The following is a 24,326-nucleotide window of genomic DNA, read 5'->3' as shown; positions in this document are numbered from 1 at the left end:
CTCAACGGTACGGCGCCCCACCGACAGCCCCGTCCGCCCGGCCCGCCCCGGAGCTAGAAGTAGCTGCCCACGGCCCCGCGTACGACGTCCGGGGCGTTCGTGATGATCCCGTCCACCCCCATCTCCCGCACCTTGCGGGCCGTGGGGGCGTCGTCCACGATCCAGGTGTCCACCTCCATGGTCTTGCCGTGGGCGCCGCGCAGCCCGTGCACCGCCGCCACCCAGTCGGCCGAGATGGTGGTGTGCCAGGGGTTGATCCGGTCGGTGAACTCGGCGTACCGGGGGAGGTCGGCCACGGCGGGAGTGCCGAGGAAGGCCGTGACCAGGTCGGGGCGCAGGCGGTGCACGACGCGTACGGACTCGGCGCTGAAGCTCTGGACCACCAGCCGGCGCGAGACGTGCTGGGTGTCCAGCCAGCCGGTCTCCCCCAGGAGCTTGAGCGTCTGCTCCTCGATCCCGGGGTAGAGCTCCGGCTTCTTGATCTCCAGCAGCAGCCGCTGGCGGTTGCCGTCGACCCGCTCCATGTACTCCCGCAGGGTGGGTACCCGGGCGCCGGCGAAGCGCGGGCCGAACCAGCTGCCCGCGTCCAGCCGGGCGATTTCCGCCGCGGTGAAGTCCTTGACCCGCCAGGGCTTGCGGTCGGGGAACACCTGCTCGGCGTCGGTGGTGCGGGCCAGGGTGTCGTCGTGGATCACCACGAGCTCGCCGTCCCTGGTCCGCTGGACGTCGTTCTCCACCCAGGTGAAGCCCAGCCGCATCGCCAGGTCGATGGAGGCGAGGGTGTTCTCGGGGGCGTAAGCGGAGGCCCCCCGGTGGGCGTAGACGGTGGGGCCGAGGAGCCCCGCCGAGTCGGGCGCGGAGCCGGGCGCGGTGGCGGCGGGCGATGCCGAACCGCCCAGCAGGGTGAAGGTCAGGCCCAGGAAGGCGGCGGCCGCCACGGCGGCGGTTCGGACGTACATGTGCGTTCTCCTCGGGTCGTGAGCCCTGTTCCTGCGTCAGGCGGATGCGGAGCGGCAGATGTTGTGGCTGTGCACTTCACGGCGGAGCGTTCACCGCGATCATGGGCTCGAAGATCACAGGGTCGCCACCGAACTACGACAAACGGACCAGAAAGGAGGAGGCCCGCTCCCTCCGACCGGCCCCTCTCCGGGCCCGGCGCGGCCCCCCGGACGGGTGCGGGGCCCGTGGGGGCGCCCGCCTGTCAGTGGGGGGCCGTACGGTGGAGTCATGCGGCCCGTATCGAAGATCGAACGCACGGTGGCGCCTTTCGAGGTCGTCAGCCCCTACCAGCCCAGCGGCGACCAGCCGGCGGCCATCGCCGAGCTGGAGAAGCGCATCCGCGCAGGTGAGAAGGACGTCGTCCTGCTCGGTGCCACCGGCACCGGCAAGTCGGCCACCACCGCCTGGATGATCGAGAAGCTCCAGCGCCCGACCCTGGTGATGGCGCCGAACAAGACCCTCGCCGCGCAGCTGGCGAACGAGTTCCGCGAGCTCCTGCCGAACAACGCCGTCGAGTACTTCGTCTCGTACTACGACTACTATCAGCCCGAGGCTTACGTTCCGCAGTCGGACACTTACATCGAGAAGGACTCCTCGATCAACGAGGAGGTCGAGCGGCTGCGCCACTCCGCGACCAACTCGCTGCTCACCCGGCGTGACGTGATCGTCGTCGCCTCCGTGTCCTGCATCTACGGCCTCGGCACCCCGCAGGAGTACGTGGACCGCATGGTCCCCCTCAAGGTGGGCGAGGAGATCGACCGCGACCAGCTCCTGCGCCGCTTCGTCGACATCCAGTACACCCGCAACGACGTGGCCTTCACCCGGGGCACCTTCCGGGTGCGCGGGGACACCATCGAGATCTTCCCGGTCTACGAGGAACTGGCCGTCCGCATCGAGATGTTCGGTGACGAGATCGAGGCCCTGTCCACCCTGCACCCGCTGACCGGCGAGATCATCAGCGAGGACCGCGAGCTGTACGTCTTCCCCGCCAGCCACTACGTCGCAGGCCCCGAGCGCATGGAGAAGGCGATCCGCGGCATCGAGGCGGAGCTGGCGGAGCGCCTCGCCGAGCTGGAGAAGCAGGGCAAGATGCTGGAGGCCCAGCGGCTGCGCATGCGCACCACGTACGACCTGGAGATGATGCGCCAGATCGGCTCCTGCTCCGGCATCGAGAACTACTCGCTGCACATGGACGACCGCGAGCGCGGCTCGGCCCCCAACACCCTGATCGACTACTTCCCCGAGGACTTCCTCCTCGTCATCGACGAGTCGCATGTCACCGTGCCGCAGATCGGCGCCATGTACGAGGGCGACGCCTCGCGCAAGCGGACCCTCGTGGACCACGGCTTCCGGCTGCCCTCCGCGCTGGACAACCGGCCGCTGAAGTGGGAGGAGTTCCAGCAGCGGATCGGCCAGACCGTCTACCTGTCGGCCACCCCCGGCGCCTACGAGCTCTCGCGCGCCGACGGCTTCGTGGAGCAGATCATCCGCCCCACCGGCCTCGTGGACCCCGAGGTCGTCGTCAAGCCCACCGAGGGCCAGATCGACGACCTGGTGCACGAGATCCGCGCGCGGGTGGAGAAGGACGAGCGCGTCCTGGTCACCACCCTCACCAAGAAGATGGCCGAGGACCTCACCGACTACTTCCTGGAGCTCGGCATCCAGGTCCGCTACCTGCACAGCGACGTGGACACCCTGCGCCGCATCGAGCTGCTGCGCGAGCTGCGCTCCGGCGAGTACGACGTCCTGGTCGGCATCAACCTGCTGCGTGAGGGCCTCGACCTGCCCGAGGTCTCCCTGGTGGCCATCCTCGACGCCGACAAGGAGGGCTTCCTGCGCTCGGGGACCTCCCTCATCCAGACCATCGGCCGCGCCGCGCGCAACGTCTCCGGCCAGGTCCATATGTACGCGGACAAGATGACCCCGGCGATGGAGAAGGCCATCGACGAGACCAACCGGCGCCGCGAGAAGCAGATCGCGTACAACACGGCCCACGGGATCGACCCGCAGCCGCTCCGCAAGAAGATCAACGACATCGTCGCCACCATCGCCCGCGAGGAGCTCGACACCGAGCAGCTGCTCGGCACCGGCTACCGGCAGTCCAAGGACGGCAAGGGTGCCAAGGCGCCCGTCCCCGCGCTCGGCACGGCCGTCGCGGCCAGGACCGGCAAGGCGGCCAAGGGCGCCAAGGGTGCCAAGGCCGCCGAGGTGCTCACCGACCGGCCCGCCGCCGATCTGGCCGCCCTGATCGAGCAGATGACCGAGCGGATGAGAGCGGCCGCCGCCGAGCTCCAGTTCGAGGTCGCGGCGCGGATCCGGGACGAGGTGGGCGAGCTGAAGAAGGAGCTCCGGCAGATGCGCGAAGCGGGCCTCGCCTGACCCGTGGGCGGTCAGTAGGGTGTGGGAACGGCCGCAGGTACACGCTGCCTGGGGGTGGCTATGGAGAGGGGACGCGCGTGACGGTCAACATGACCAAGGGCCAGGCCATCAGTCTGGAGAAGCAGGGTGGGGGCACGCTGACCGCGGTCCGGATGGGCCTCGGCTGGCAGGCGGCCAAGCGCCGGGGGCTGTTCGGCTCGCGCACCCGCGAGATCGACCTGGACGCCTCGGCGGTGCTCTTCGCCGACAAGCAGCCCGTGGACGTGGTGTTCTTCCGGCACCTGCAGAGCGACGACGGCTCGGTCCGGCACACCGGTGACAACCTCGTCGGCGGCGTCGGCCAGGGCGGGGACGACGAGGCCATCCTGGTCGACCTCCAGCGCGTACCGGTCCACATCGACACGATCGTCTTCACGGTGAACTCGTTCACCGGCCAGACCTTCCAGGAGGTGCAGAACGCGTTCTGCCGCATCGTGGACGAGACCAACGGCCAGGAACTGGCCCGCTACACCCTCGACGGCGGCGGCCAGTACACCGCGCAGATCATGGCGAAGGTGTCCCGGGCCGGAAGCGGCTGGCAGATGACGGCCCTCGGCACCCCGGCCAACGGCCGCACCTTCCAGGACCTGATGCCGGCGATCCTGCCGCACCTGTAAGCAGCACCGCACAAGAGAAGAAGGCACGGGGGAGGGGCTGCACGATGACGGCCGAACTGGTCCGGGGGCAGAACCACCCCGTGTCCCACAGCCGGGTGGAGGTCGGTGTCTCGGCGGACACCGCCCTGCTCGCGCTGGTCTCGCTGGCCGACGAGGAGGGCAGGCTCGGCGGCCCGGGCGCCCTGGCGCATCCGGGCGCCCCCGGGCTTCCCGGGGTACGGGTGTCCGGCGCGCCGTCCGGCCGGCACACCGTGACCGTCGACCTCGACGCCGTCGCGGCGGAGGTCCACCGGATCGGCGTGCTCCTCGTCCTGGCGCCCGGCGGCCCCCCGCGCTTCGGTGCCGTACCGCCGCCGCGGGTGTGTCTCGCGGGGGAGGGCGGGCCCGAGTTCGCCGCCTTCGCCCTCACCGGGCTGGACGCCGAGACCGCCCTGGTGGCCGTGGAGCTCTACCGGCGCCAGGGTGCCTGGAAGGTCCGTGCCGTCGGCCAGGGGTACGCGGGCGGGCTCGCCGCCCTCCTCGCCGACGGGGGACTCCCCGCACCGCAGGCCGCAGCCCTGGCCACCGAGGCCCTGCACCGGGCGGCCCCCGCGTCGGCCCCCGCAACGCCCGCCGCGGCTCTGCCCACCGCCCCGGCCGCGCCCGCCCCGGCTTCTTCCCCGGCGGACCCCGACCCGGCTTCGCCCGCCGACCTGGCCGCGCCGGTGCCCTCCGCGGCCGCCCCGGCCCAGGCCGCGTCGGAGATCGCCCCCGCCCCGGCCGCGCCCGTCCCCACTCCGGCCGTGCCCGAGCCCGTGCCGGCCGCGCCCGAACCCTCCCCGGCGGAGTCCGGCGAGCCCCGTCCCGGGATCGACTACGCCCACCCGCGCCGGCGCCGGACCACCGCCGAGCCGCCCGAGCCGGCCCCCCGCCCCGCACCGGCCCCCGCCGGCGAGCCCGACGGGCCCCCGGTCCCCGTCGCCGGCGACGCCAGCGGGTGGTCCATGGACGAGCGGCTCTACAACCAGGTCTGGGGCATGTTCGAGGACCTGGCCCGCACCGTCGCCGCCTACCGCAGCGCCGTCGACTTCGCCGACTCCCGCCTCGACCGCGAGCTGGACGAGGCCCTGGCCGACCCGCGCCGGCGCCTCGGCGGCGACGCCCGCGCCACCGCCCGGGCCCGCCGCGACGACCTCGTCGCCCAGGCCCGCGCCGTCCTCGACCGCGACCTGGCCCAGCTCACCGCCGAGTCCGAGGTCGTCGAACCCGCGCTGCCGGCCGCGTACGCCCGCTGGGACAACCCCGTGTGGCACGGACCGGACACCACCCCCGAAGAGGGCCCCCTCGCCCTGCGCCTGGGCAACCTCAGCCTGCCCGAGCACCCCGGCCTGAAGATCCCCATGCTGATGCGGCTCCCGCTGGAGCGCGGCCTGTGGATCGACAACGGCCGCACCGGCTCCGAGGCCGCGATGGCCATGGACACCGACCGGCTGCGCCGCGCCGCCATGGACATGGCCGTCGCCCACGCCGCCCGGCTGCTCGCCGTCCACCCCGCCGGCCGGTTCTCCGTCCACGTCATCGACGCGGCGGGGTCGGGCTCCGCCTCCCTGGCCCCGCTGGTACGCGCCGGGGTGCTGGCGGCCCCGCCCGCCGCGGGCGCCGCCGGGGTGGCCGAGACCCTCGCGAGGCTGACCCGGCGGGTGGACCTCGTCCAGATGGCGATGCGGGCCGGCGCGCCCGAGGACCTGCCGCCGGACCTGGACCCGGCCGACCAGCTGCTCCTCGTCCACGACTTCCCGCACGGCTTCGACGACCGCGCCGTCACCCAGCTGCGCTACCTGGCCGACGAGGGCCCGTCGGCCGGCGTGCACCTGCTGATGGTGGCGGACCGCGACGAGTCCTCCGCGTACGGGCCGCTCCTGGACCCGCTCTGGCGCTCGCTGCTGCGGCTGTCGCCCGTACCGGACCACCACCTCGCCGACCCCTGGGTCCACCACGCCTGGACCTTCGAGCCGGACCTGCCCCCGCGGGGCAGCCGGGTCCTCGACCAGGCACTGGAACGGGTGGCGCGGGCCCGCCGGTCCCCCCGGCCGTGAGGCGTCCATGACCGGCGGATGACTTCCCGATGGTCCGTCCTTGGTGATCCCTTTACCTTTCACCCCTTCCACGGGTACCCTGAACTCGCGGAGGGGAGTATTCCCACCACATCCAGCGCGGCGTGCCCGTCAGTACGGATCCTTCACCGGTCCCGGGGCGCCGGCCCGCGGTCCCCGAGCGGCCCGGGTGGAAGAGACCTCCGGCAGCGATGACGCTGACCCTGTGCTGAGCCATCCGCCGGAGGCGTGAATACCGTGGACGTTTCGTTGACCCTCTGGGTGCTGACCATCGCCGGTCTGGGCATCCTCATCGGCGCCGATTTCCTGATCGGCCGCAAGCCCCATGACGTGTCGCTCAAGGAAGCGGGCATCTGGACGGTCGTCTGGATCGTCCTCGCCGGACTCTTCGGCCTCGGCCTGCTGTTCTTCGGCAACGGTCAGGCGTCCCAGGAGTTCTTCGCCGGCTTCATCACCGAGAAGTCCCTGAGCGTGGACAACCTCTTCGTCTTCGTCCTGATCATGGCGAAGTTCTCCGTGCCCTCCCACCTCCAGCAGCGCGTCCTGCTGATCGGCGTGCTGATAGCCCTGGTCCTGCGCGCGGTGTTCATCGCCGCCGGCGCCGCGATCATCACCACCTTCTCGTGGGTCTTCTTCCTCTTCGGCGCGTTCCTGATCTACACCGCCTGGAAGCTGATCCAGGAGGCCCGCAAGGGCGAGGAGGAAGAGGAGTTCGAGGAGAACCGCCTGCTGAAGTCGGTCGAGAAGAAGTTCGGCGTCGCCGACCGCTACCACGGCACCAAGCTCTTCCTCCGCGACAACGGCAAGCGGATCATGACCCCGCTGATGGTGGTCATGCTGGCCATCGGCACCACCGACGTCCTGTTCGCCCTGGACTCCATTCCGGCCATCTTCGGCCTCACCCAGGACCCGTACATCGTCTTCACCGCCAACGCCTTCGCCCTCATGGGCCTGCGCCAGCTGTACTTCCTCATCGGCGGCCTGCTCAAGAAGCTGGTCCACCTCAGCTACGGCCTGTCCGTGATCCTGGGCTTCATCGGCGTCAAGCTGGTGCTGCACGCCCTGCACGAGTCCGGGGTGCACGTCCCGCAGATCTCCATCCCCGTCTCCCTCGGCGTGATCTGCGGCGTCCTGGTGGTCACCACGATCACCAGCCTGATCGCCTCGAAGAAGCAGGCGGCGGCCGAAGCCGCCGCCACGGAGCCCCGGAGCGTCGACGCCTGATCCGGTCCGGTGCCGAGGGCTAGGCGGGGGCGGCTTCGGCCGCCCCCGCCGCCGCGTCCGCCGCGCTGCCGTCCCGCGCCGCGGGCGGGGACGGGGGCCGGGGCGCGGACGGGCGGGTTTCCGGCAGGAGGGCGAAGCAGCCGAGGCTGAGCAGGGCCACCGCCGTCAGGTACACCGCCACGCCCCACGGCGGGCCGGAGCCGTCCGCGAGAGCCGTCGCGACGACCGGGGTCAGGGCGCCGCCCACGACACCGCCCAGGTTGTAGCCGACGGCCGCGCCGGTGCAGCGGATCCGGGGGGCGTACAGCTCGGGCAGGTACGCGCCCGCCACCGCGTACATCAGGACCATCGCCAGCAGGGCCCCGGCGCAGGCCACCGTCACCAGCAGCGGATCCCGGCTGCTCAGCAGGGCCACGAAGGGGAACATCCACACCGCGCACGCCGCGCTGCCGGCCAGGCACAGAGGACGCCGCCCCCAGCGGTCGCCGAGGGCCGCCAGCGGGGCCGTCACCAGCCCCATCAGCAGGACGGCGGCCATCGCCACCGCGAGCATCAGGGTGCGGTCCATGCCGAGGCGCCCGGTGGTGTAGGCCAGGGACCAGGTGGTGACGGCGTAGAACACCGCGTACCCGACGGACATCGCCCCGCCGGTCAGCAGGAGCAGCCGCCAGTGGCCGCGCAGCACCTCCGGCAGCGGGGCCTCGGCCCGCCGGCCGGTCTCGGTGAGGGCCCGGAACTGCGGGGTCTCCTCCACCGACCGGCGCAGCCACAGCCCGGCCAGCGCCAGCAGCCCGGCGCACCAGAACGGTACCCGCCAGCCCCACGCGGTGAACTGCGCGTCGCTCAGCAGGCCCGACAGTGCCAGCGTCAGGCCGTTGGCCAGCAGGAAGCCGGCGGCCGGGCCCATCTGCGGGAAGCTCGACCACAGCCCGCGCCGCCCCTCGGGGGCGTGCTCGGCGGTCAGCAGCACCGCCCCGCCCCACTCCCCGCCGAGCCCCAGCCCCTGGAGGAAGCGCAGCATGAGCAGCAGGGCGGGGGCGCCGACGCCGATGGAGGCGTACGTCGGCACGCAGCCGACCGCCACCGTGGCCAGGCCCGTCAGCAGCAGCGAGGCCAGCAGCACCGGACGGCGCCCGTAGCGGTCGCCGATGTGCCCGAAGACGACGGAGCCCAGCGGCCGGGCCAGGAAGCCCACGCCGAACGTGCCGAAGGCGGCGAGGGTTCCCGCCAGCGGGGAGAACGAGGGGAAGAACAGCGGGCCGAGCACCAGGGCGGCGGCCGTGCCGTAGACGAAGAAGTCGTAGAACTCGATGGCGGTCCCGACCAGGGAGGCCAGGGCGAGCCGCAGCATGGAGGGCGGGGAGGGGTGGTGTCGCATGGTGCAGCAACTACCCTGCCCCGCCGCCCCAGGACGTGCGTTCGGTCGAGTTCGACCGGAAGGAGCGCATGGCCGCCCGAGGTTGACGGCGGCACATGCGCTCGGGGTCACCAGCCCCGCTCGCGCCATTCCGCGAGGTGGGGGCGCTCGGTGCCGAGCATGGTGTCGTTGCCGTGGCCCGGGTAGACCCAGGTCTCGTCCGGCAGCTGCGCGAACAGCTTGTTCTCGACGTCGTCGATGAGGCTGGCGAAATTCTTCGCGTCGCCCCCCGTGTTGCCGACCCCGCCGGGGAAGAGGCAGTCGCCGGTGAAGACGTGCGGGTGCCCGTGCGGGTCGTCGTAGATCAGCGCGATGGAGCCGGGGGTGTGGCCGACCAGGTGGCGGGCGGTCAGGGAGACCCGTCCGACGGTGATCACGTCCCCGTCCCGGACCGGGACGTCCGTGGGGACGGGGATGCCCTCCGCGTCCTCGGCGCCCGCGTAGGTCCGCGCCCCGGTGGCGTCGACGACCGCCTGGAGCGCGCCCCAGTGGTCGCCGTGCTGGTGGGTGGTGACGACGGACGCGATGCCGTCGTCACCGATCAGGTGCAGCAGCGTGTCCGGCTCGGCCGCCGCGTCGATCAGGAGCTGCTCGCCGGTGGCCCGGCAGCGCAGCAGGTACGCGTTGTTGTTCATGGAACCCACCGCGACCTTGGAGATCATCAGGTCCGCGAGTTCGTGTACGTCGGCGGGACCGCCGACCTTCACCGCTCCGCTGTACGTCATGTCGCAAATCCTAGAGCGCGGGGAGTTCGGGCACGGCGTCGCCGGCTTCGATGGCGAGGTGGGCGCCCTTGAGGCCGCGGCCGGCCAGCCAGCCGAGCAGGTCGTCCCGTGCGCCGCTGAGGACCACCGGGGTGCCCTCGGTGCCGCCCGTGCGCGCGACGAACCCGCCGTCGGAGAACCGGAGGGTGACCGGGGGGACGTCGGGGCGGCCGGACCAGCGGTCGGCGAGGAAGGCGATCTCCCGGTCGGCGAACTCCTCCGGCAGGTCGCAGAGCTCGTAGCCGATGTTCAGGTCGACGTGGTGGAGCTCGACCTCGACGAGCCGGCGGAAGGGCACGTTCGAGGCGAGGTCGGTGACCCCGTTGCGCAGCTCGACCGTGCGCTGCCAGTCCTGATCGCGCTCGGTGGTGGCGAGGAAGCGGGCCGCGGAATCACGGAGGTCCGTCAGGTGTTCTTCCAGGGGCCGGCCTGCGTCGCGCTCGATGTCCGCGTCGCGGGCGGCGGCGCTCTCGTACATGGGGCGGCCCTCGAAGACGTTGACGAGGGCGTCGGCGTTGCGTGCCAGGTGGGCCAGGATGTGGCCGCGGGTCCAGCCCGGGAGGTGTGACTCCTCGGAGAGGGAGGCGTTGTCCAGTTTCGCGACCGCGTTCAGCAGCCGGTCGGTGGCTTCACGTACAGAGGCCAGGTCGTGCACATGATCAGTCATGGGCCCGAGCCTAGTGGCCCTGAGGCCCCCGCCACACGATCGGGTGAAGCCGTCTCCGGCGTGCCGTAAATCGAATGTGCGTGCTATACGCTCGGAAGTCCAGACCCACTCCATCGCAGAGGCGCCCCCCATACCCTGGACAGCCGGGGCCCGTGCCCCCGCTCACTCAAGAAAGGTGCGGACCGGCGTGACCGACCGTCTCATCGTTCGTGGCGCTCGCGAGCACAACCTGAAGAACGTCTCGCTCGACCTGCCCCGCGATTCCCTCATCGTCTTCACCGGACTCTCCGGCTCGGGCAAGTCCTCCCTGGCCTTCGACACGATCTTCGCCGAGGGCCAGCGCCGCTACGTCGAGTCGCTCTCGTCGTACGCCCGCCAGTTCCTGGGGCAGATGGACAAGCCCGACGTCGACTTCATCGAGGGCCTCTCCCCGGCCGTCTCGATCGACCAGAAGTCCACCTCCCGCAACCCCCGCTCCACCGTCGGCACCATCACCGAGGTCTACGACTACCTCCGCCTGCTCTTCGCCCGCATCGGCAAGCCGCACTGTCCCGAGTGCCGCCGCCCGATCTCCCGGCAGTCGCCGCAGGCGATCGTCGACAAGGTCCTCGCGCTCCCCGAGGGCAGCCGCTTCCAGGTGCTGTCCCCGCTGGTCCGCGAGCGCAAGGGCGAGTTCGTCGACCTCTTCGCCGACCTCCAGACCAAGGGCTACAGCCGCGCCCGGGTGGACGGCCAGACCGTCCAGCTCTCCGAGCCGCCCACGCTGAAGAAGCAGGAGAAGCACACCATCGAGGTGGTCATCGACCGCCTCACCGTCAAGGACAGCGCCAAGCGCCGGCTCACCGACTCCGTCGAGACCGCGCTCGGCCTCTCCGGCGGCATGGTCATCCTGGACTTCGTCGACCTCGCCGAGGACGACCCCGAGCGTGAGCGGATGTTCTCCGAGCACCTCTACTGCCCCTACGACGACCTCTCCTTCGAGGAGCTGGAGCCGCGCTCCTTCTCCTTCAACTCCCCCTTCGGCGCCTGCCCCGAGTGCACGGGCATCGGTACGCGCATGGAGGTGGACCCGGAGCTGATCGTCCCGGACGAGGACAAGTCGCTGGACGAGGGCGCGGTCTCGCCGTGGTCGCTCGGGCACACCAAGGACTACTTCCAGCGGCTGGTCGGCGCGCTCGCCGCGGAGCTGGGCTTCCGGACCGACATCCCGTGGGCCGGGCTGCCGCAGCGGGCCAAGAAGGCCCTGCTGTACGGGCACAAGACCCAGATCGAGGTCCGCTACCGCAACCGGTACGGCCGTGAGCGCGCGTACACCACCGCCTTCGAGGGCGCCGTCCCGTTCGTCAAGCGGCGGCACTCGGAGTCCGAGAGCGACGCCAGCCGCGAGCGCTTCGAGGGCTACATGCGCGAGGTGCCCTGCCCGACCTGTGAGGGCACCCGGCTCAAGCCGATCGTCCTCGCGGTGACGGTGATGGAGCGGTCCATCGCCGAGGTCGCCGCGATGTCGATCAGCGAGTGCGCCGACTTCCTGGGCCGGCTGAAGCTGGACGCCCGCGACAAGAAGATCGCCGAGCGGGTCCTCAAGGAGGTCAACGAGCGGCTTCGCTTCCTGGTCGACGTGGGCCTGGACTACCTCTCGCTCAACCGCGCCGCCGGCACCCTCTCGGGCGGCGAGGCCCAGCGCATCCGCCTGGCGACGCAGATCGGCTCCGGCCTGGTCGGCGTGCTGTACGTGCTGGACGAGCCGTCCATCGGCCTCCACCAGCGCGACAACCACCGGCTGATCGAGACGCTGGTACGGCTGCGGGACATGGGCAACACGCTCATCGTCGTCGAGCACGACGAGGACACCATCAAGGTGGCCGACTGGGTCGTGGACATCGGCCCCGGCGCCGGTGAGCACGGCGGCAAGGTGGTGCACAGCGGCTCGCTGAAGGAGCTGCTGAAGAACACCGAGTCCATGACCGGCCAGTACCTGTCCGGCAAGAAGTCCATCCCGCTGCCGGACGTACGCCGTCCCGTGGATCCGAAGCGCCGGCTCACGGTCCACGGAGCCAAGGAGAACAACCTGCGGGACATCGACGTGTCCTTCCCGCTGGGCGTGCTCACGGCGGTCACGGGCGTGTCCGGCTCCGGCAAGTCCACGCTGGTCAACGACATCCTGTACACGCACCTGGCGCGCGAGCTGAACGGCGCCCGGTCGGTGCCGGGCCGCCACACCCGGGTGGAGGGCGACGACCTCGTCGACAAGGTCGTGCATGTGGACCAGTCGCCGATCGGCCGGACGCCGCGGTCCAACCCGGCGACGTACACGGGCGTCTTCGACCATGTGCGCAAGCTGTTCGCGGAGACGATGGAGGCGAAGGTGCGCGGCTACCTGCCGGGCCGCTTCTCCTTCAACGTCAAGGGCGGCCGGTGTGAGAACTGCTCCGGCGACGGCACGATCAAGATCGAGATGAACTTCCTGCCGGACGTGTACGTCCCGTGCGAGGTCTGCCACGGCGACCGGTACAACCGGGAGACCCTGGAGGTCCACTACAAGGGCAAGTCCATCGCGGAAGTCCTGAACATGCCGATCGAGGAGGCACTGGAGTTCTTCGAGGCGGTCCCGACGATCGCCCGGCACCTGAAGACGCTGACCGAGGTCGGCCTGGGCTACGTCCGTCTCGGGCAGTCGGCGCCGACCCTGTCGGGCGGTGAGGCGCAGCGGGTGAAGCTGGCCTCGGAGCTGCAGAAGCGGTCGACGGGGCGGACGGTGTACGTGCTGGACGAGCCGACGACCGGTCTGCACTTCGAGGACATCTCGAAGCTGATCAAGGTGCTGTCGGGGCTGGTGGACAAGGGGAACTCGGTGATCGTCATCGAGCACAACCTGGATGTCATCAAGACGGCGGACTGGGTCGTGGACATGGGGCCCGAGGGCGGTTACGGGGGCGGTCTCGTGGTCGCCGAGGGCACGCCGGAGCAGGTCGCGTCGGTGGGGGCGAGCCACACGGGCAAGTTCCTGCGGGACATCCTGGGGGCGGAGCGGATCTCTGACGCCGCGCCCGTGCCGGCGGCGCGGCGTACGCGGAAGAAGGCCGCCGCGGCCCCGGCGAAGCGGGCCGCCGCGCGGCGCAAGGCGTAGCCGGTCCCGGGGCGGGGCCGGGGGGCCGCTGCGCGGGCTGTCTCCCCGCCCCGCCCTTTCTCCGTTTCCACCTCAGGTGCCGGTGCGGCTCACCACACGGCGCTACCGCGCCCGCGTCTCAAACGCCGGCGACCGAATAGCCCCGCCGGCGTTTGAGGCGCGGGGTCTGGGGCGGAGCCCCAGGGAGCGGGCGAAGGGTGGGTAGGGGACCGGCCCCGCGCAGCGGCGCCCCGGCCACGGCCGGCCAGGGGCTACGCGGCGACGCCCACCGCGTGGCCCGCCGTCGTGGGGTCGGACAGGGTGTCCAGGAGGGCTGTCGCCACGTCCGCGCGGGCGATGACGCGGCCGGCCGGGACGTTGGCGTCGAGGGCGCGGCGGTAGCGGCCGGTGCCGGGGCGGTTCAGGAGGCGGGGCGGGCGGATCACCGTCCAGCGGAGTCCGCTCGCGGCGATGGCGGCCTCCATGACCCCCAGGTCCGCGTACACGTCACGCAGCGCCCACTTCAGCAGCGGGTAGCCCACCCTCCGCAGCAGCACCCCGTCCCCCTCCGCGTGCGGCCCCAGCGGCGCCGCGCTGACCGCCGCCAGCCGCGCGACCCCGGCCCGTTCCATCGCCGCGACGACCGACCGCAGGGCCGGCCCGGCGACGGGCCGCAGCCGGGCCTGCTTGTTGCCGGCCGCCCCGAGCGCCGAGACCACCGCGTCCTGCCCCGCCAGGACCGGCAGCAGGGCCGACTCGTCCGTCAGGTCCTTCACCACCGCCACCCGCAGCCGCTCCTGCGCCGGCACCCCCAGCCGCGCGGGGTCGCGGACGACCGCCGTCACCCCGTGGCCCGCCGCAAGGGCCTGCCGGACCACCTCGCGGCCCACGCCCCCCGTCGCCCCGAACACCGTGATCTTCATCGTTGGCCCCCGTCGAGAGGATGAATAGGTTGGTGAGTATTCACTCACCCCGGTGTCCACTAGGGTGAGTGAATGCCCACCCCCAAGTCAACCCGGCCCGCCGCCGAGCGGCTCCTGGACGCCGCCGAGACCCTCATGCGCACCATCGGCCTCGCCAACACCACCACCAAGGCCATCGCCCGCGAGGCCGGCTGCTCGGAGGCGGCGCTCTACAAGCACTACGCCAACAAGGAAGAGCTGTTCGTCCGCGTGCTCATGGAGCGCACCCCCAACGCCGGGCCGCTCATGGCCGCACTCGGCGCCGACGCGGCCCCCGGCGGGCATCCGCTCCCCGAGGCGCTGGCCGACATCGCCCGGCACGCCTCGCTGTTCTACGCCGAGGCCATGCCGATGGCCGCCTCGCTGTTCGCCGAGCCCGCCCTGCTCACCCGCCACCGCGAGGGGGTCCAGGAGATCGGCGCCGGCCCGCACGTGGTGCTCGACGCCCTCGAAGGACGGCTGCGCCGGGAGCTCGGCGCGGGCCGGCTCCGGGCGGACGCCGACCCCCGCGCCGCCGCCGCGCTGCTGCTCGGCGCCTGCTTCCAGCGGGCCTTCTTCCTGCACTTCTCCGGCGCCGAGGTGGTCCAGCCGGTGGAGGAGTTCGCCCCGGCGCTCGCCCGGACGCTGTGGGCCGCTATCGGCTGAGGCCGAGCTCGTCCGCGTACGGCGGTTCGCAGCCGGCCCGGGTGCAGGTCAGCGCGGCGGCGCGGGCGGCGAAGGCGAGGGTGTCGGGCCAGTCCACCGCACCGGGGTCCGCCGCCCCCGCCAGCCGGTGCAGCAGCGCCGCGTTGACGGTGTCGCCCGCGCCGATCGTGTCCACGACGGCCACCGGACGGCCCGCCGCCCGGTGCTCGGCGCCGTCGGAGGTCCACACCGTCAGACCGGCCGCGCCCCGGGTCAGCACCACGGCCGACGGGCCCGCCGCCAGCCAGTCCACGGGCCGCCCGCCCAGCCAGTCCGCGTCCTCCTCGGACAGCTTCAGCACCGAGACGTACGGCAGCCGGCGCAGGAACCGCTCCCGGTAGCCGGCCGGGTCCGTGATCAGCGCCGGGCGGATGTTGGGGTCGAGCAGGGTCAGCAGCCCGCGCCCCGACTCCCGCCGCAGCAGGGCCTCGTACGCGCTCGCACCCGGCTCCAGCACCAGTGAGCAGGTGCCCAGCGCCAGGGCCCGCGCCCCGGGCGGCAGCGCGGGCGGCAGGGCGAACAGCCGGTCGGCGGTGCCCTCGACGTAGAACCCGTACGAGGCCGAGCCGTCCGGCGCCAGCGAGGGCACGGCCAGGGTGGTCGGCTCGGGCCCGCGCTGCACCAGCGAGAGGTCCACCCCGGCGGCCCGCAGCCCGGCCAGCAGGCTCTCGCCGAAGCCGTCCGCCGAGACCCGGGAGCAGAAGGCCACCGGGGCCCCCAGCCGGCCCAGCGCCAGGGCGGTGTTGTACGGTCCGCCCCCGGGCCGGGGCAGCAGCGCGCCGGGCGGCTGCGCCAGGGGCACGAGGTCGATCAGGGCTTCTCCACCGACGACGATCACGCGGGGGAAGCTACCCCATCGGTCGCCGGTATCGTCGGGTGGGCCCCGCCCGGGGCCCGTCCCCTCGCGCCAGGAGAACCGCATGACCGCGTCCCAGCCCGCCGCCCGCCGTACCGTCCTCAAGGGCGCCGCCGCGCTCGCCGGGGCCGTGGGCGCGGGGGCGGCGCTCAGCGCCTGCTCGGCCGGCGGTGAGGGCGGTGGCGCGGGCGGCCCCGCCGTGCCGAAGGAGCCGGTCGAGCTGGGCGCCGCGACCGAGGTTCCCGTCGGCGGCGCGAAGCTGTTCCGCGAGCACAAGCTCGTCGTCAGCTGCCCGGCGGAGGGCCAGTACAAGGCGTTCAGCGCCCAGTGCACGCACGCCGGCTGCGTCCTCGACAAAATCGACAAGGGTGAGGGCAACTGCCCCTGCCACGGCAGCCGCTTCGACGTCACCACCGGCAAGGTGCTGCGCGGCCCGGCCTCCGACCCGCTCCCGGCCGTCCCCGTCAAGGCGGAGAACGGCAAGCTGATCGCGGGCTGAGCCGCGGCAGCCGCCCGCTACCCCCACTCCCAGCCGATGCCCAGGATCCCCGGGCGGACCGCCTCTTCCACCAGGTGGACGGCCCGGTGGCGGCCGCTCGGGGTGAGGTCGGACAGGCGGGTGCGGGGGGCCGCCGGGGAGGTACGGGCGAAGCGGTGGCAGCGGACGGGCAGGGCCGCCTCGTCGAAGCGGACCTGGAGCATGTACTGGCCGCCCGCGTAGGTGAAGCCGCGGACGTACTCGGTGCTGCGGGGGCCGGTGCCGTCCTCGATCCCGTAGCCGAAGACGTACGTGTCCCCGCGCCGCAGCCGCGCGTCGAAGAGCAGCTCCGCCACCACCACCCCGGCCTCCGGATGGCTGCGCACCCGGCCCGTACGGCAGTTCTCGTACGCCGTCACCGCCACCCGGGCCGCGTCGCAGCCGGGGTCGCCGTGGTGGACGGCCAGGTAGCGGTCGATCCCGTCGCGGTGGGCCCGGACGATCTGCTGCGACTCGCGCGTGCGCAGCTCTCCCTCCGGGCCGATCCGGACCCGCTCGTGGTGGCCGACCGTGTGCAGGCCGCCGTCCGCCGGGAGTTCCATCGCCGCCAGCAGCCGCTCCACCGCCGCACCGGCGCTGATCAGGGCCCGGTAGGGCCGGGCGGCCGGGCGGGCGGGGCCGGCGCCGGGTTCCGGGTCGGCCAGCAGGCGCAGGAGGGAGCCCCGGGGCAGCTCCAGGATCTCCTCCAGGGCGGAGACCGCCCGCAGCGACTCCCGGTGGCGCGGGCGCCGGGCGCCCTGCTGCCAGTAGCTGAGGCTGGTGACCCCGAGTTTGATGCCGCGGGCCCCGAGCCGGTGCTGCACCCGGTGCAGGGGCAGCCCGCGGGCGGCCAGGGCGGCGCGCAGGGCGAGGTGGAAGGGGCCGGTGCGGAGCAGCCGGCTGAGATCCGCCGCGTCCGTGGCGTCCGTGGCTTCCGTGGCGTCCGTCGCGCCGGCCGGGTCCGCCGTGCCTGACGTGCCGCCGGTCGGCAGCATGGCGACTCTCCTCTGTGAACGTTCACACGCGCCGGGGTGGGGGGCCGGGCCGTGGTTCGGGGAGACCAGGTGGAACGGGGGCATCCGTTCACACCGCAGCCCCACCGTTCACACTGCAATGTCACCGCGTATTGAAGCGTGTTGACCTGATCGCGACAACTCCCTGATGCTCCTCCACAGCGTCCGGACGCGCTCCTCCACCCCACACCTGAGTCCCCACCTCGGGAGGAACGCGATGCGCAACACAAGAGAGCGGCTCATCCCGGCCGCCTCGTTCCTGTCCGCCCTGCTGCTCGTCCTGCTGGCCTTCGGCCCGGGTGCCGGTACCGCCACCGCCGCCCCGGCCGCCGGAGCGGGCGCCGCCCCCTCGGCGCTCTCGTACAAGCGGCTCGACATCACCATGCAGGCCCAGCAGAAGAGCAACTGGTGCTGGGCCGCCAGCGGCAACACCGTCGCCACCTGGTTCGGCCGCTCCTACAGCCAGAACCAGTTCTGCAACGCCGCCTTCAACCGCCAGCAGGGCACCGAGTGCCCCAACAACCAGGCCACGCTGGGCAACGTCCAGACCGCGCTGCGCTGGGCCGGCATCAACTCCGGCAGCTACGTCACCGGCTGGCTCCAGTACTCCACCGTGCAGAACGAGATCAACGCCGACCGGCCCGTGGAGACGCGGATCCAGTGGTCGGGCGGCGGCGGCCACATGCACGTCCTCTACGGGTACGACACCGCCAGCAGCTGGGTCTACTGGGGCGACCCCTGGCCCTCCAGCGACCGCTACAACTGGGCCTCCCACGCCTGGTACGTGGACAACAACACCTTCTCCTGGACCCACTCCCTCTACCGGATCGGGGCGTGACCGCCATGACCGCTCGCGTCGCCGCCGCGGCCCTCGCGGCCGCCGCCCTCGTCGCCGCCCTGGCCGGGTCCGCCTCGGCGGCGCCCGTGCCGCAGCCGCAGAGCGCCACCGCCGAGATCCGGGCCGCCGCGCACCAGGCCGCTGCCGCGCCGGACACCCTGGCGACCCTGTCCCGGTTCTTCGCCCGCGAGGGCAAGGTGTCGGTGGCCGGGGCCCGGCCCCGGATCGAGGGGGACGCCATCCCGGTGAGCTACCTGGCGCCGGAGTTCGTCGCGGGGAAGGCCGGGGCCGCGGTGGCCCGGGTGGAGTTCCTGGCGAGCGAGGCCGTCTCCTCCGACGGGCAGAAGGCCGCGCTGTGGACCGCCAGGACGGGGTCCGGCTGGGAGGTGGTGAACATCGCCACCGGCGACGACGAGTTCCGCTACGCGCGGCTCGGGGAGGAGAAGCTGCCCGGGGGCACCGTGTTCCGGGAGCCGCAGATCGACGCGTGGTACGTCGCCGGGGGCCAGCGGGTGCTGCCGCTGGACGAGGACGCCGTACGGGCCGTGGGCCCGGGCGGGGTCTCGCTCGGGGCGTACCGGGCGCGGGTCGCCGCGGCGTACGGGGACAAGCTGCCGGGGTCCGCGTATGCCGAGCGGGGGCTGGCCGGCGGCTTCGCCTCGGCGGCGCCCGCCGCCGGTTCCGGCTCCGGGGACACGGTCGTGCTCGCCGGCGGGGCCGGGGTGCTGGCCCTGGGGGCCGGTGTCCTGCTTTGGCGGCGCCGTACCGCTTGAGGGTCTCTCCCGCAGGGTCCGGACCGGCCGGTGGTCGGTGCGGGCCCTGCGGGGCTTGGTCCCCTGCCCGCCCTTCCACCGTTCCCTGAGGGCTCCGCCCCCAGACCCCCGCGCCTCAAACGCCGGCGGGGCTGGATTCGGCTGGGGTGGGCGGGTCGCCTCAAACGCCGGCGGGGCTGGATTCGGCTGGGGTGGGCGGGTCGCCTCAAACGCCGGCGGGGCCCGATGTGGCGGAGGCGGGGTGCCCTTGGTTGTCGGAGGGCGACAGTAGGGTGGGCGGCATGGCCGACCCTTCCAGCTACCGACCCAAGCCCGGGGAGATTCCCGACTCCCCTGGGGTCTACAAGTTCCGCGACGAGCACCGACGGGTGATCTACGTCGGGAAGGCCAAGAGCCTGCGCCAACGGCTGGCCAGCTACTTCCAGGACCTCGCCGGGCTGCACCCCCGCACCGCCACCATGGTCACCACGGCCGCCTCCGTCGAGTGGACCGTGGTCTCCACCGAGGTCGAGGCGCTCCAGCTGGAGTACTCCTGGATCAAGGAGTACGACCCCCGGTTCAACGTGAAGTACCGGGACGACAAGAGCTACCCCTCCCTCGCCGTCACGCTGAACGAGCAGTACCCCCGCGTACAGGTCATGCGCGGCCCCAAGAAGAAGGGCGTGCGCTACTTCGGCCCCTACGGGCACGCCTGGGCGATCCGCGAGACCGTCGACCTCATGCTGCGCGTCTTCCCGGTGCGCACCTGCTCCGCCGGCGTGTTCAAGCGCTCCGCCCAGATCGGGCGGCCCTGCCTGCTCGGCTACATCGGAAAGTGCTCGGCGCCCTGCGTCGGCCGGATCAGCCCCGAGGACCACCGCGAACTCGCCGAGGACTTCTGCGACTTCATGGCCGGCCGCACCGGCGCCTACCTCTCCCGGCTGGAGAAGGAGATGCACGCCGCCGCCGAGGAGATGGAGTACGAGAAGGCCGCCCGGCTGCGGGACGACATAGGGGCCCTGCGCCGGGCCATGGAGAAGAACGCCGTCGTCCTGGCCGACGCCACCGACGCCGACCTGATCGCCGTCGCCGAGGACGAGCTCGAAGCGGCCGTCCAGATCTTCCACGTACGCGGCGGCCGGGTCCGCGGACAGCGCGGCTGGGTCACCGACAAGGTCGAGGCCGTCGACACCGCCGGGCTCGTCGAGCACGCCCTCCAGCAGCTCTACGGGGAGGAGAGCGGCGAGAGCGTGCCCAAGGAGGTCCTCGTCCCCGTCGTGCCCGAGGACGCGGCGGCGCTCGGGCAGTGGCTCGCCGAGCGGCGCGGCGCACAGGTCAGCCTGCGCGTCCCCCAGCGCGGGGACAAGAAGTCCCTCATGGAGACCGTCCACCGCAACGCCCAGCAGTCCCTCGCCCTGCACAAGACCAAGCGCGCCAGCGACCTCACCACCCGCTCCCGCGCCCTGGAGGAGATCGCCGAGGCCCTGGAGCTCGACGGGGCGCCCCTGCGCATCGAGTGCTTCGACATCTCCCACCTCCAGGGCGAGGACGTCGTCGCGTCCATGGTCGTCTTCGAGGACGGGCTCGCCCGCAAGAGCGAGTACCGCAGGTTCCAGGTCAAGGGCTTCGAGGGGCAGGACGACGTCCGGTCCATGCACGAGGTCGTCTCGCGGCGCTTCAAGCGCTACCTCCAGGAGAAGCTGAAGACGGGGGAGTGGTCCCCCGAGGACGGCGAGCCCGAGGACGACGGCCGCCCCAAGCGGTTCGCCTACCCGCCGCAGCTCGTCGTCGTCGACGGCGGCCGGCCCCAGGTGGCGGCCGCCCAGCGGGCCCTGGAGGAGCTCGGCATCGACGACGTCGCCGTGTGCGGCCTCGCCAAGCGGCTGGAGGAGGTCTGGCTGCCCGGCGAGGACGACCCCGTCGTCCTGCCCCGCACCAGCGAGGGCCTCTACCTGCTCCAGCGCGTACGGGACGAGGCCCACCGCTTCGCCATCCAGTACCAGCGCAACAAGCGCGGGAAGCGCCTCAAGGCGGGACCGCTGGACGAGGTGCCCGGCCTCGGCGAGAGCCGCAGGCAGGCCCTCGTGAAGCACTTCGGTTCGGTGAAGAAGCTGAGACAGGCGACAATCGACCAGATCTGCGAGGTCCCCGGCATAGGCCGCAAGACGGCCGAGACCGTGGCGGCGGCCCTCGCCCAGGCCGTTCCCGCTGGTCCTGCCGTCAACACGGCGACAGGAGAGATCATTGAGGACGAGGCCCCCGCGCCCGCGGGGCCTGCGTCCGAACGGGGGACCGAGCAATGACCGAGCACGAGACCGAGCACGACCGAGACGGAGCACAGGTGAGTACGGGCACGACAGCGGAGTCCGGCGACAACGCCGAGGCCGCCATCCCCGAGCTGGTGATCATCTCCGGTATGTCCGGAGCCGGCCGCAGCACGGCGGCCAAGTGCCTGGAGGACCTCGGCTGGTTCGTCGTCGACAACCTGCCGCCGGCCCTGATCCCCACCATGGTGGAGCTCGGCGCCCGCTCCCAGGGCAACGTGGCGCGGATCGCCGTCGTCGTGGACGTCCGCGGCCGGCAGTTCTTCGACGCCCTGCGCGAGTCCCTCTCCGACCTGGAGGCCCGCGGCGTCACCCGGCGCATCGTCTTCCTGGAGTCCTCCGACGACGCGCTGGTCCGCCGCTTCGAATCCGTCCGCCGCCCGCACCCGCTCCAGGGCGACGGGCGCATCGTGGACGGCATCGCCGCCGAGCGGGACCTGCTGCGCGAGCTGCGCGGCGACGCCGACCTGGTCATCGACACCTCCAGCCTGAACGTCCACGAGCTGCGCGCCAAGATGGACGCCCAGTTCGCGGGCGACGAGGAGCCCGAGCTGCGGGCCACCGTGATGTCCTTCGGCTTCAAGTACGGCCTGCCCGTCGACGCCGACCTCGTCGTGGACTGCCGCTTCATCCCCAACCCCCACTGGGTCCCGGAACTGCGCCCCTTCACCGGGCTCAACGAGGAGGTGTCGGGCTACGTCTTCAGCCAGCCCGGCGCCAAGGAGTTCCTCGACCGCTACACCGAGCTGCTCCAGCTCATCGCCGCCGGCTACCGCCGCGAGGGCAAGCGGTACGTGACCATCGCCGTCGGCTGCACCGGCGGCAAGCACCGCAGCGTCGCCATGTCCGAGAAGCTCGCCGCCCGCCTCGCCTCCGAGGGAGTCGAGACCGTCGTCGTCCACCGGGACATGGGGCGCGAGTGACCGGACGGACCCTGCGGCTGCGCCGCCTGCGCCGTCTGAACCCCGCCACGGGCGAGGACGGCACGGGCCGCGCCGGCCGCCGCGGGGCGGCCAAGGTGGTCGCGCCCAAGGTCGTCGCCCTCGGCGGCGGCATGGGCCTGTCGGCCTCCCTCGCCGCCCTGCGCCGGATCACCGGGGAGCTCACCGCGGTGGTCACCGTCGCCGACGACGGCGGCTCCAGCGGACGGCTCCGCGAGGAGCTGAGCGTGCTGCCCCCCGGCGACCTGCGCAAGGCGCTGGCCGCGCTGTGCGGGGACGACGACTGGGGCCAGACCTGGGCCCGGGTCATCCAGCACCGCTTCCAGTCCAAGGGCGACCTCCACGGGCACGCCGTCGGCAACCTGCTGATCGTCGCCCTCTGGGAGCAGCTCGGCGACCCCGTCCAGGCCCTCGACCTGGTGGGCAGGCTGCTCGGGGCGCAGGGGCGGGTGCTGCCGATGTCGGCGGTGCCGCTGGAGCTCCAGGCCCTGGTCAAGGGGCACGATCCGGCGCGCCCGGAGGAGGTGGACACCGTCCGGGGGCAGGCCACCGTCGCCCTGACACCGGGCGAGGTGCTCTCCGTCCAGGTGGTGCCGAGCGACCCGCCGGCCGTGCCGGAGGCCGTCGCCGCCGTGCTCGACGCCGACTGGGTGGTGCTCGGGCCGGGGTCCTGGTTCTCCTCCGTCATCCCGCACCTGCTGGTGCCGGAGCTGCTCGACGCGCTGGTGGCGACGAAGGCCCGCAAGGTGCTCTCCTTGAACCTCGCCCCCCAGCCGGGCGAAACAGAGGGCTTCTCTCCGCAGCGTCATTTGGAGGTTTTGGCCCGACACGCCCCTAAACTCGCCCTGGACGTGGTGCTGGCCGACGAGGCCGCCGTGCCCGACCGCGAGTCCCTCGCCGATGCCGCGAAGCGGTTCGGTGCGGCGGTCGAGCTGGCTCCAGTGGCCTGGCTTGGGGGCACCTCCCAGGCCGAAGGCTCTGGGGGAGGCTCTCCGAAGCACGACCCGGAGCTGCTGGCCGCCGCGTACGACCGTATTTTTCGGATGCATGGAAGGATCGGCCCATGGCGATGACGCCTGCGGTGAAGGATGAGATCTCCCGCCTCCCCGTCACCCGGACCTGCTGCAGGAAGGCGGAGGTCTCGGCGATCCTTCGGTTCGCGGGCGGACTCCACCTGGTGAGCGGCCGGATCGTCATCGAGGCGGAACTGGACACCGGGATCGCCGCGCGGAGACTGCGCAAGGACATCCTGGAGATCTTCGGCCACTCCTCCGACCTGGTGGTCATGGCCCCGGGCGGGCTGCGGCGCGGCAGCCGCTTCGTCGTACGGGTCGTCGCCGGCGGGGACCAGCTGGCACGCCAGACGGGCCTGGTCGACGGCCGGGGCCGCCCCATCCGCGGGCTTCCCCCGCAGGTGGTCTCCGGCGCGACCTGCGACGCCGAGGCGGCCTGGCGCGGTGCCTTCCTGGCCCACGGCTCCCTCACCGAGCCGGGCCGGTCCTCCTCCCTGGAGGTCACCTGCCCCGGCCCCGAGGCAGCCCTGGCCCTGGTGGGCGCCGCCCGGAGGCTCTCCATCGCCGCCAAGGCGCGCGAGGTGCGCGGGGTGGACCGGGTCGTCGTCCGCGACGGCGACGCGATCGGCGCCCTGCTGACCCGCCTCGGCGCGCACGAGTCGGTGCTGGCCTGGGAGGAGCGGCGGATGCGGCGCGAGGTCCGCGCCACCGCCAACCGCCTCGCCAATTTCGACGACGCCAACCTGCGCCGCTCGGCGCGGGCCGCGGTGGCCGCCGGAGCCCGGGTCCAGCGCGCCCTGGAGATCCTCGGCGAGGAGGTCCCCGAGCACCTCGCCGCGGCCGGCCGGCTGCGCATGGAGCACAAGCAGGCGTCCCTGGAGGAACTCGGCGCGCTCGCCGACCCGCCGCTGACCAAGGACGCCGTCGCGGGCCGGATCCGGCGCCTGCTGGCGATGGCCGACAAGCGGGCCCAGGACCTGGGCATCCCGGGGACCGAGTCCAACCTCGACCTCAGCGAGGAACTGGCCGACAACATGGCCGGCTAGCGCACCCCGGGCAGGGGCGGGGCGGTTGCCTTCGGGCGCCGCCCCGCCCCTTTTCCGTTCCTCCCCCCGGCTGCC

Annotated in this window: 20 protein-coding genes; 13 read left to right on the top strand and 7 right to left on the bottom strand. The window is 72.8% G+C overall.

Annotated features, from left to right (window positions below):
• Window positions 1-53 precede the first annotated feature (53 nt).
• A complete protein-coding gene (locus ABZ716_RS08570; RefSeq protein WP_358957607.1) occupies window positions 54-959 on the bottom strand; it encodes a glycerophosphodiester phosphodiesterase family protein in 906 nt (301 codons plus the stop codon).
• Window positions 960-1,227: 268 nt separating this feature from the next.
• On the opposite strand from ABZ716_RS08570, the gene uvrB reads away from it, so the two are divergent.
• The 4 genes from uvrB to ABZ716_RS08550 all read left to right on the top strand — a co-directional run bounded on the left by uvrB (window position 1,228) and on the right by ABZ716_RS08550 (window position 7,351).
• On the top strand, window positions 1,228-3,378 hold the full coding sequence (uvrB, locus tag ABZ716_RS08565) for an excinuclease ABC subunit UvrB (RefSeq protein ID WP_358957605.1): 2,151 nt from the start codon (window positions 1,228-1,230) through the stop codon (window positions 3,376-3,378).
• Between the two features lie 77 nt (window positions 3,379-3,455).
• Window positions 3,456-4,034 carry a TerD family protein gene (locus ABZ716_RS08560; protein WP_351883466.1) on the top strand — a complete coding sequence of 193 codons (579 nt, stop codon included), beginning with the start codon at window positions 3,456-3,458 and terminating at the stop codon, window positions 4,032-4,034.
• A gap of 44 nt (window positions 4,035-4,078) precedes the next feature.
• The gene (locus ABZ716_RS08555; protein WP_358957603.1) at window positions 4,079-6,109 is read left to right on the top strand and encodes a TerD family protein; all 2,031 of its coding nucleotides are present in this window, start codon (window positions 4,079-4,081) and stop codon (window positions 6,107-6,109) included.
• 255 nt (window positions 6,110-6,364) lie between these two features.
• The gene (locus ABZ716_RS08550) at window positions 6,365-7,351 is read left to right on the top strand and encodes a TerC family protein (RefSeq protein ID WP_358811856.1); all 987 of its coding nucleotides are present in this window, start codon (window positions 6,365-6,367) and stop codon (window positions 7,349-7,351) included.
• Between the two features lie 19 nt (window positions 7,352-7,370).
• Here ABZ716_RS08550 and ABZ716_RS08545 read toward each other — a convergent pair whose 3' ends face one another.
• The 3 genes from ABZ716_RS08545 to ABZ716_RS08535 all read right to left on the bottom strand — a co-directional run bounded on the left by ABZ716_RS08545 (window position 7,371) and on the right by ABZ716_RS08535 (window position 10,199).
• Window positions 7,371-8,702, bottom strand: a complete 1,332-nt coding sequence (locus tag ABZ716_RS08545) for an MFS transporter (RefSeq protein ID WP_358957795.1) — start codon at window positions 8,700-8,702, stop codon at window positions 7,371-7,373.
• A gap of 134 nt (window positions 8,703-8,836) precedes the next feature.
• The gene (locus ABZ716_RS08540) at window positions 8,837-9,493 is read right to left on the bottom strand and encodes an MBL fold metallo-hydrolase (protein ID WP_358811855.1); all 657 of its coding nucleotides are present in this window, start codon (window positions 9,491-9,493) and stop codon (window positions 8,837-8,839) included.
• A gap of 10 nt (window positions 9,494-9,503) precedes the next feature.
• Window positions 9,504-10,199 carry a maleylpyruvate isomerase family mycothiol-dependent enzyme gene (locus ABZ716_RS08535; protein ID WP_358957601.1) on the bottom strand — a complete coding sequence of 232 codons (696 nt, stop codon included), beginning with the start codon at window positions 10,197-10,199 and terminating at the stop codon, window positions 9,504-9,506.
• Window positions 10,200-10,386: 187 nt separating this feature from the next.
• Here ABZ716_RS08535 and uvrA point away from each other — a divergent pair, with 187 nt between their 5' ends.
• Window positions 10,387-13,326, top strand: coding sequence for an excinuclease ABC subunit UvrA (gene uvrA, locus ABZ716_RS08530; RefSeq protein WP_358957598.1), 2,940 nt, complete (start codon window positions 10,387-10,389; stop codon window positions 13,324-13,326).
• 251 nt (window positions 13,327-13,577) lie between these two features.
• Here uvrA and ABZ716_RS08525 read toward each other — a convergent pair whose 3' ends face one another.
• On the bottom strand, window positions 13,578-14,228 hold the full coding sequence (locus ABZ716_RS08525) for an NAD(P)H-binding protein (RefSeq protein ID WP_358957596.1): 651 nt from the start codon (window positions 14,226-14,228) through the stop codon (window positions 13,578-13,580).
• A gap of 72 nt (window positions 14,229-14,300) precedes the next feature.
• Here ABZ716_RS08525 and ABZ716_RS08520 point away from each other — a divergent pair, with 72 nt between their 5' ends.
• Window positions 14,301-14,912 carry a TetR/AcrR family transcriptional regulator gene (locus ABZ716_RS08520; RefSeq protein WP_358814636.1) on the top strand — a complete coding sequence of 204 codons (612 nt, stop codon included), beginning with the start codon at window positions 14,301-14,303 and terminating at the stop codon, window positions 14,910-14,912.
• Here the strand turns inward: ABZ716_RS08520 and ABZ716_RS08515 are convergent.
• A complete protein-coding gene (locus ABZ716_RS08515) occupies window positions 14,902-15,789 on the bottom strand; it encodes a carbohydrate kinase (protein WP_358814637.1) in 888 nt (295 codons plus the stop codon). The genes ABZ716_RS08520 and ABZ716_RS08515 overlap by 11 nt on opposite strands.
• An 82-nt stretch (window positions 15,790-15,871) precedes the next feature.
• On the opposite strand from ABZ716_RS08515, the gene ABZ716_RS08510 reads away from it, so the two are divergent.
• A complete protein-coding gene (locus ABZ716_RS08510) occupies window positions 15,872-16,306 on the top strand; it encodes a Rieske (2Fe-2S) protein (RefSeq protein ID WP_358957595.1) in 435 nt (144 codons plus the stop codon).
• A 17-nt stretch (window positions 16,307-16,323) separates the two neighbouring features.
• Here ABZ716_RS08510 and ABZ716_RS08505 read toward each other — a convergent pair whose 3' ends face one another.
• Entirely contained in the window at window positions 16,324-17,319 is a 996-nt protein-coding gene (locus ABZ716_RS08505; RefSeq protein ID WP_358957593.1) for a hypothetical protein, read from the bottom strand.
• A gap of 235 nt (window positions 17,320-17,554) precedes the next feature.
• Between ABZ716_RS08505 and ABZ716_RS08500 the strand changes: the two genes are divergently transcribed.
• From ABZ716_RS08500 to whiA, 6 genes are all read left to right on the top strand, one after another.
• The gene (locus tag ABZ716_RS08500; RefSeq protein WP_358814640.1) at window positions 17,555-18,175 is read left to right on the top strand and encodes a papain-like cysteine protease family protein; all 621 of its coding nucleotides are present in this window, start codon (window positions 17,555-17,557) and stop codon (window positions 18,173-18,175) included.
• Window positions 18,176-18,180: 5 nt separating this feature from the next.
• Complete coding sequence (locus ABZ716_RS08495) at window positions 18,181-18,948, top strand: hypothetical protein (protein ID WP_358957591.1); 768 nt, start codon at window positions 18,181-18,183, stop codon at window positions 18,946-18,948.
• Window positions 18,949-19,229: 281 nt separating this feature from the next.
• A complete protein-coding gene (gene uvrC, locus ABZ716_RS08490) occupies window positions 19,230-21,230 on the top strand; it encodes an excinuclease ABC subunit UvrC (protein ID WP_358957589.1) in 2,001 nt (666 codons plus the stop codon).
• Entirely contained in the window at window positions 21,227-22,174 is a 948-nt protein-coding gene (gene rapZ / locus ABZ716_RS08485) for an RNase adapter RapZ (protein WP_351883492.1), read from the top strand. The genes uvrC and rapZ overlap by 4 nt, the downstream gene beginning before the upstream one ends.
• Entirely contained in the window at window positions 22,171-23,265 is a 1,095-nt protein-coding gene (gene yvcK, locus ABZ716_RS08480; protein WP_355965575.1) for a uridine diphosphate-N-acetylglucosamine-binding protein YvcK, read from the top strand. Before rapZ ends, yvcK begins: the two co-directional genes overlap by 4 nt.
• Entirely contained in the window at window positions 23,256-24,251 is a 996-nt protein-coding gene (gene whiA, locus ABZ716_RS08475; protein ID WP_030237199.1) for a DNA-binding protein WhiA, read from the top strand. Before yvcK ends, whiA begins: the two co-directional genes overlap by 10 nt.
• Window positions 24,252-24,326: the final 75 nt, after the last annotated feature.

The organism is Streptomyces sp. NPDC006687 (assembly GCF_040636215.1).
Classification (GTDB): Bacteria; Actinomycetota; Actinomycetes; order Streptomycetales; family Streptomycetaceae; genus Streptomyces.
Note: the sequence above shows the minus strand (reverse complement) of the source record. Positions and strands in the feature narration are given on the sequence as shown.

What these genes read in the sequence shown, in the direction of transcription:
- uvrC (WP_358957589.1), top strand. Translation starts at nt 19,230, where the DNA reads ATGGCCGACCCTTCCAGCTACCGACCCAAGCCCGGGGAGATTCCCGAC.
- ABZ716_RS08500 (WP_358814640.1), top strand. Translation starts at nt 17,555, where the DNA reads ATGCGCAACACAAGAGAGCGGCTCATCCCGGCCGCCTCGTTCCTGTCC.
- ABZ716_RS08495 (WP_358957591.1), top strand. Translation starts at nt 18,181, where the DNA reads ATGACCGCTCGCGTCGCCGCCGCGGCCCTCGCGGCCGCCGCCCTCGTC.
- ABZ716_RS08555 (WP_358957603.1), top strand. Translation starts at nt 4,079, where the DNA reads ATGACGGCCGAACTGGTCCGGGGGCAGAACCACCCCGTGTCCCACAGC.
- ABZ716_RS08545 (WP_358957795.1), bottom strand. Translation starts at nt 8,702, where the DNA reads ATGCTGCGGCTCGCCCTGGCCTCCCTGGTCGGGACCGCCATCGAGTTC.
- ABZ716_RS08570 (WP_358957607.1), bottom strand. Translation starts at nt 959, where the DNA reads ATGTACGTCCGAACCGCCGCCGTGGCGGCCGCCGCCTTCCTGGGCCTG.
- rapZ (WP_351883492.1), top strand. Translation starts at nt 21,227, where the DNA reads ATGACCGAGCACGAGACCGAGCACGACCGAGACGGAGCACAGGTGAGT.
- uvrB (WP_358957605.1), top strand. Translation starts at nt 1,228, where the DNA reads ATGCGGCCCGTATCGAAGATCGAACGCACGGTGGCGCCTTTCGAGGTC.
- whiA (WP_030237199.1), top strand. Translation starts at nt 23,256, where the DNA reads ATGGCGATGACGCCTGCGGTGAAGGATGAGATCTCCCGCCTCCCCGTC.
- ABZ716_RS08525 (WP_358957596.1), bottom strand. Translation starts at nt 14,228, where the DNA reads ATGAAGATCACGGTGTTCGGGGCGACGGGGGGCGTGGGCCGCGAGGTG.
- ABZ716_RS08510 (WP_358957595.1), top strand. Translation starts at nt 15,872, where the DNA reads ATGACCGCGTCCCAGCCCGCCGCCCGCCGTACCGTCCTCAAGGGCGCC.
- ABZ716_RS08520 (WP_358814636.1), top strand. Translation starts at nt 14,301, where the DNA reads ATGCCCACCCCCAAGTCAACCCGGCCCGCCGCCGAGCGGCTCCTGGAC.
- ABZ716_RS08535 (WP_358957601.1), bottom strand. Translation starts at nt 10,199, where the DNA reads ATGACTGATCATGTGCACGACCTGGCCTCTGTACGTGAAGCCACCGAC.
- ABZ716_RS08505 (WP_358957593.1), bottom strand. Translation starts at nt 17,319, where the DNA reads ATGCTGCCGACCGGCGGCACGTCAGGCACGGCGGACCCGGCCGGCGCG.
- ABZ716_RS08540 (WP_358811855.1), bottom strand. Translation starts at nt 9,493, where the DNA reads ATGACGTACAGCGGAGCGGTGAAGGTCGGCGGTCCCGCCGACGTACAC.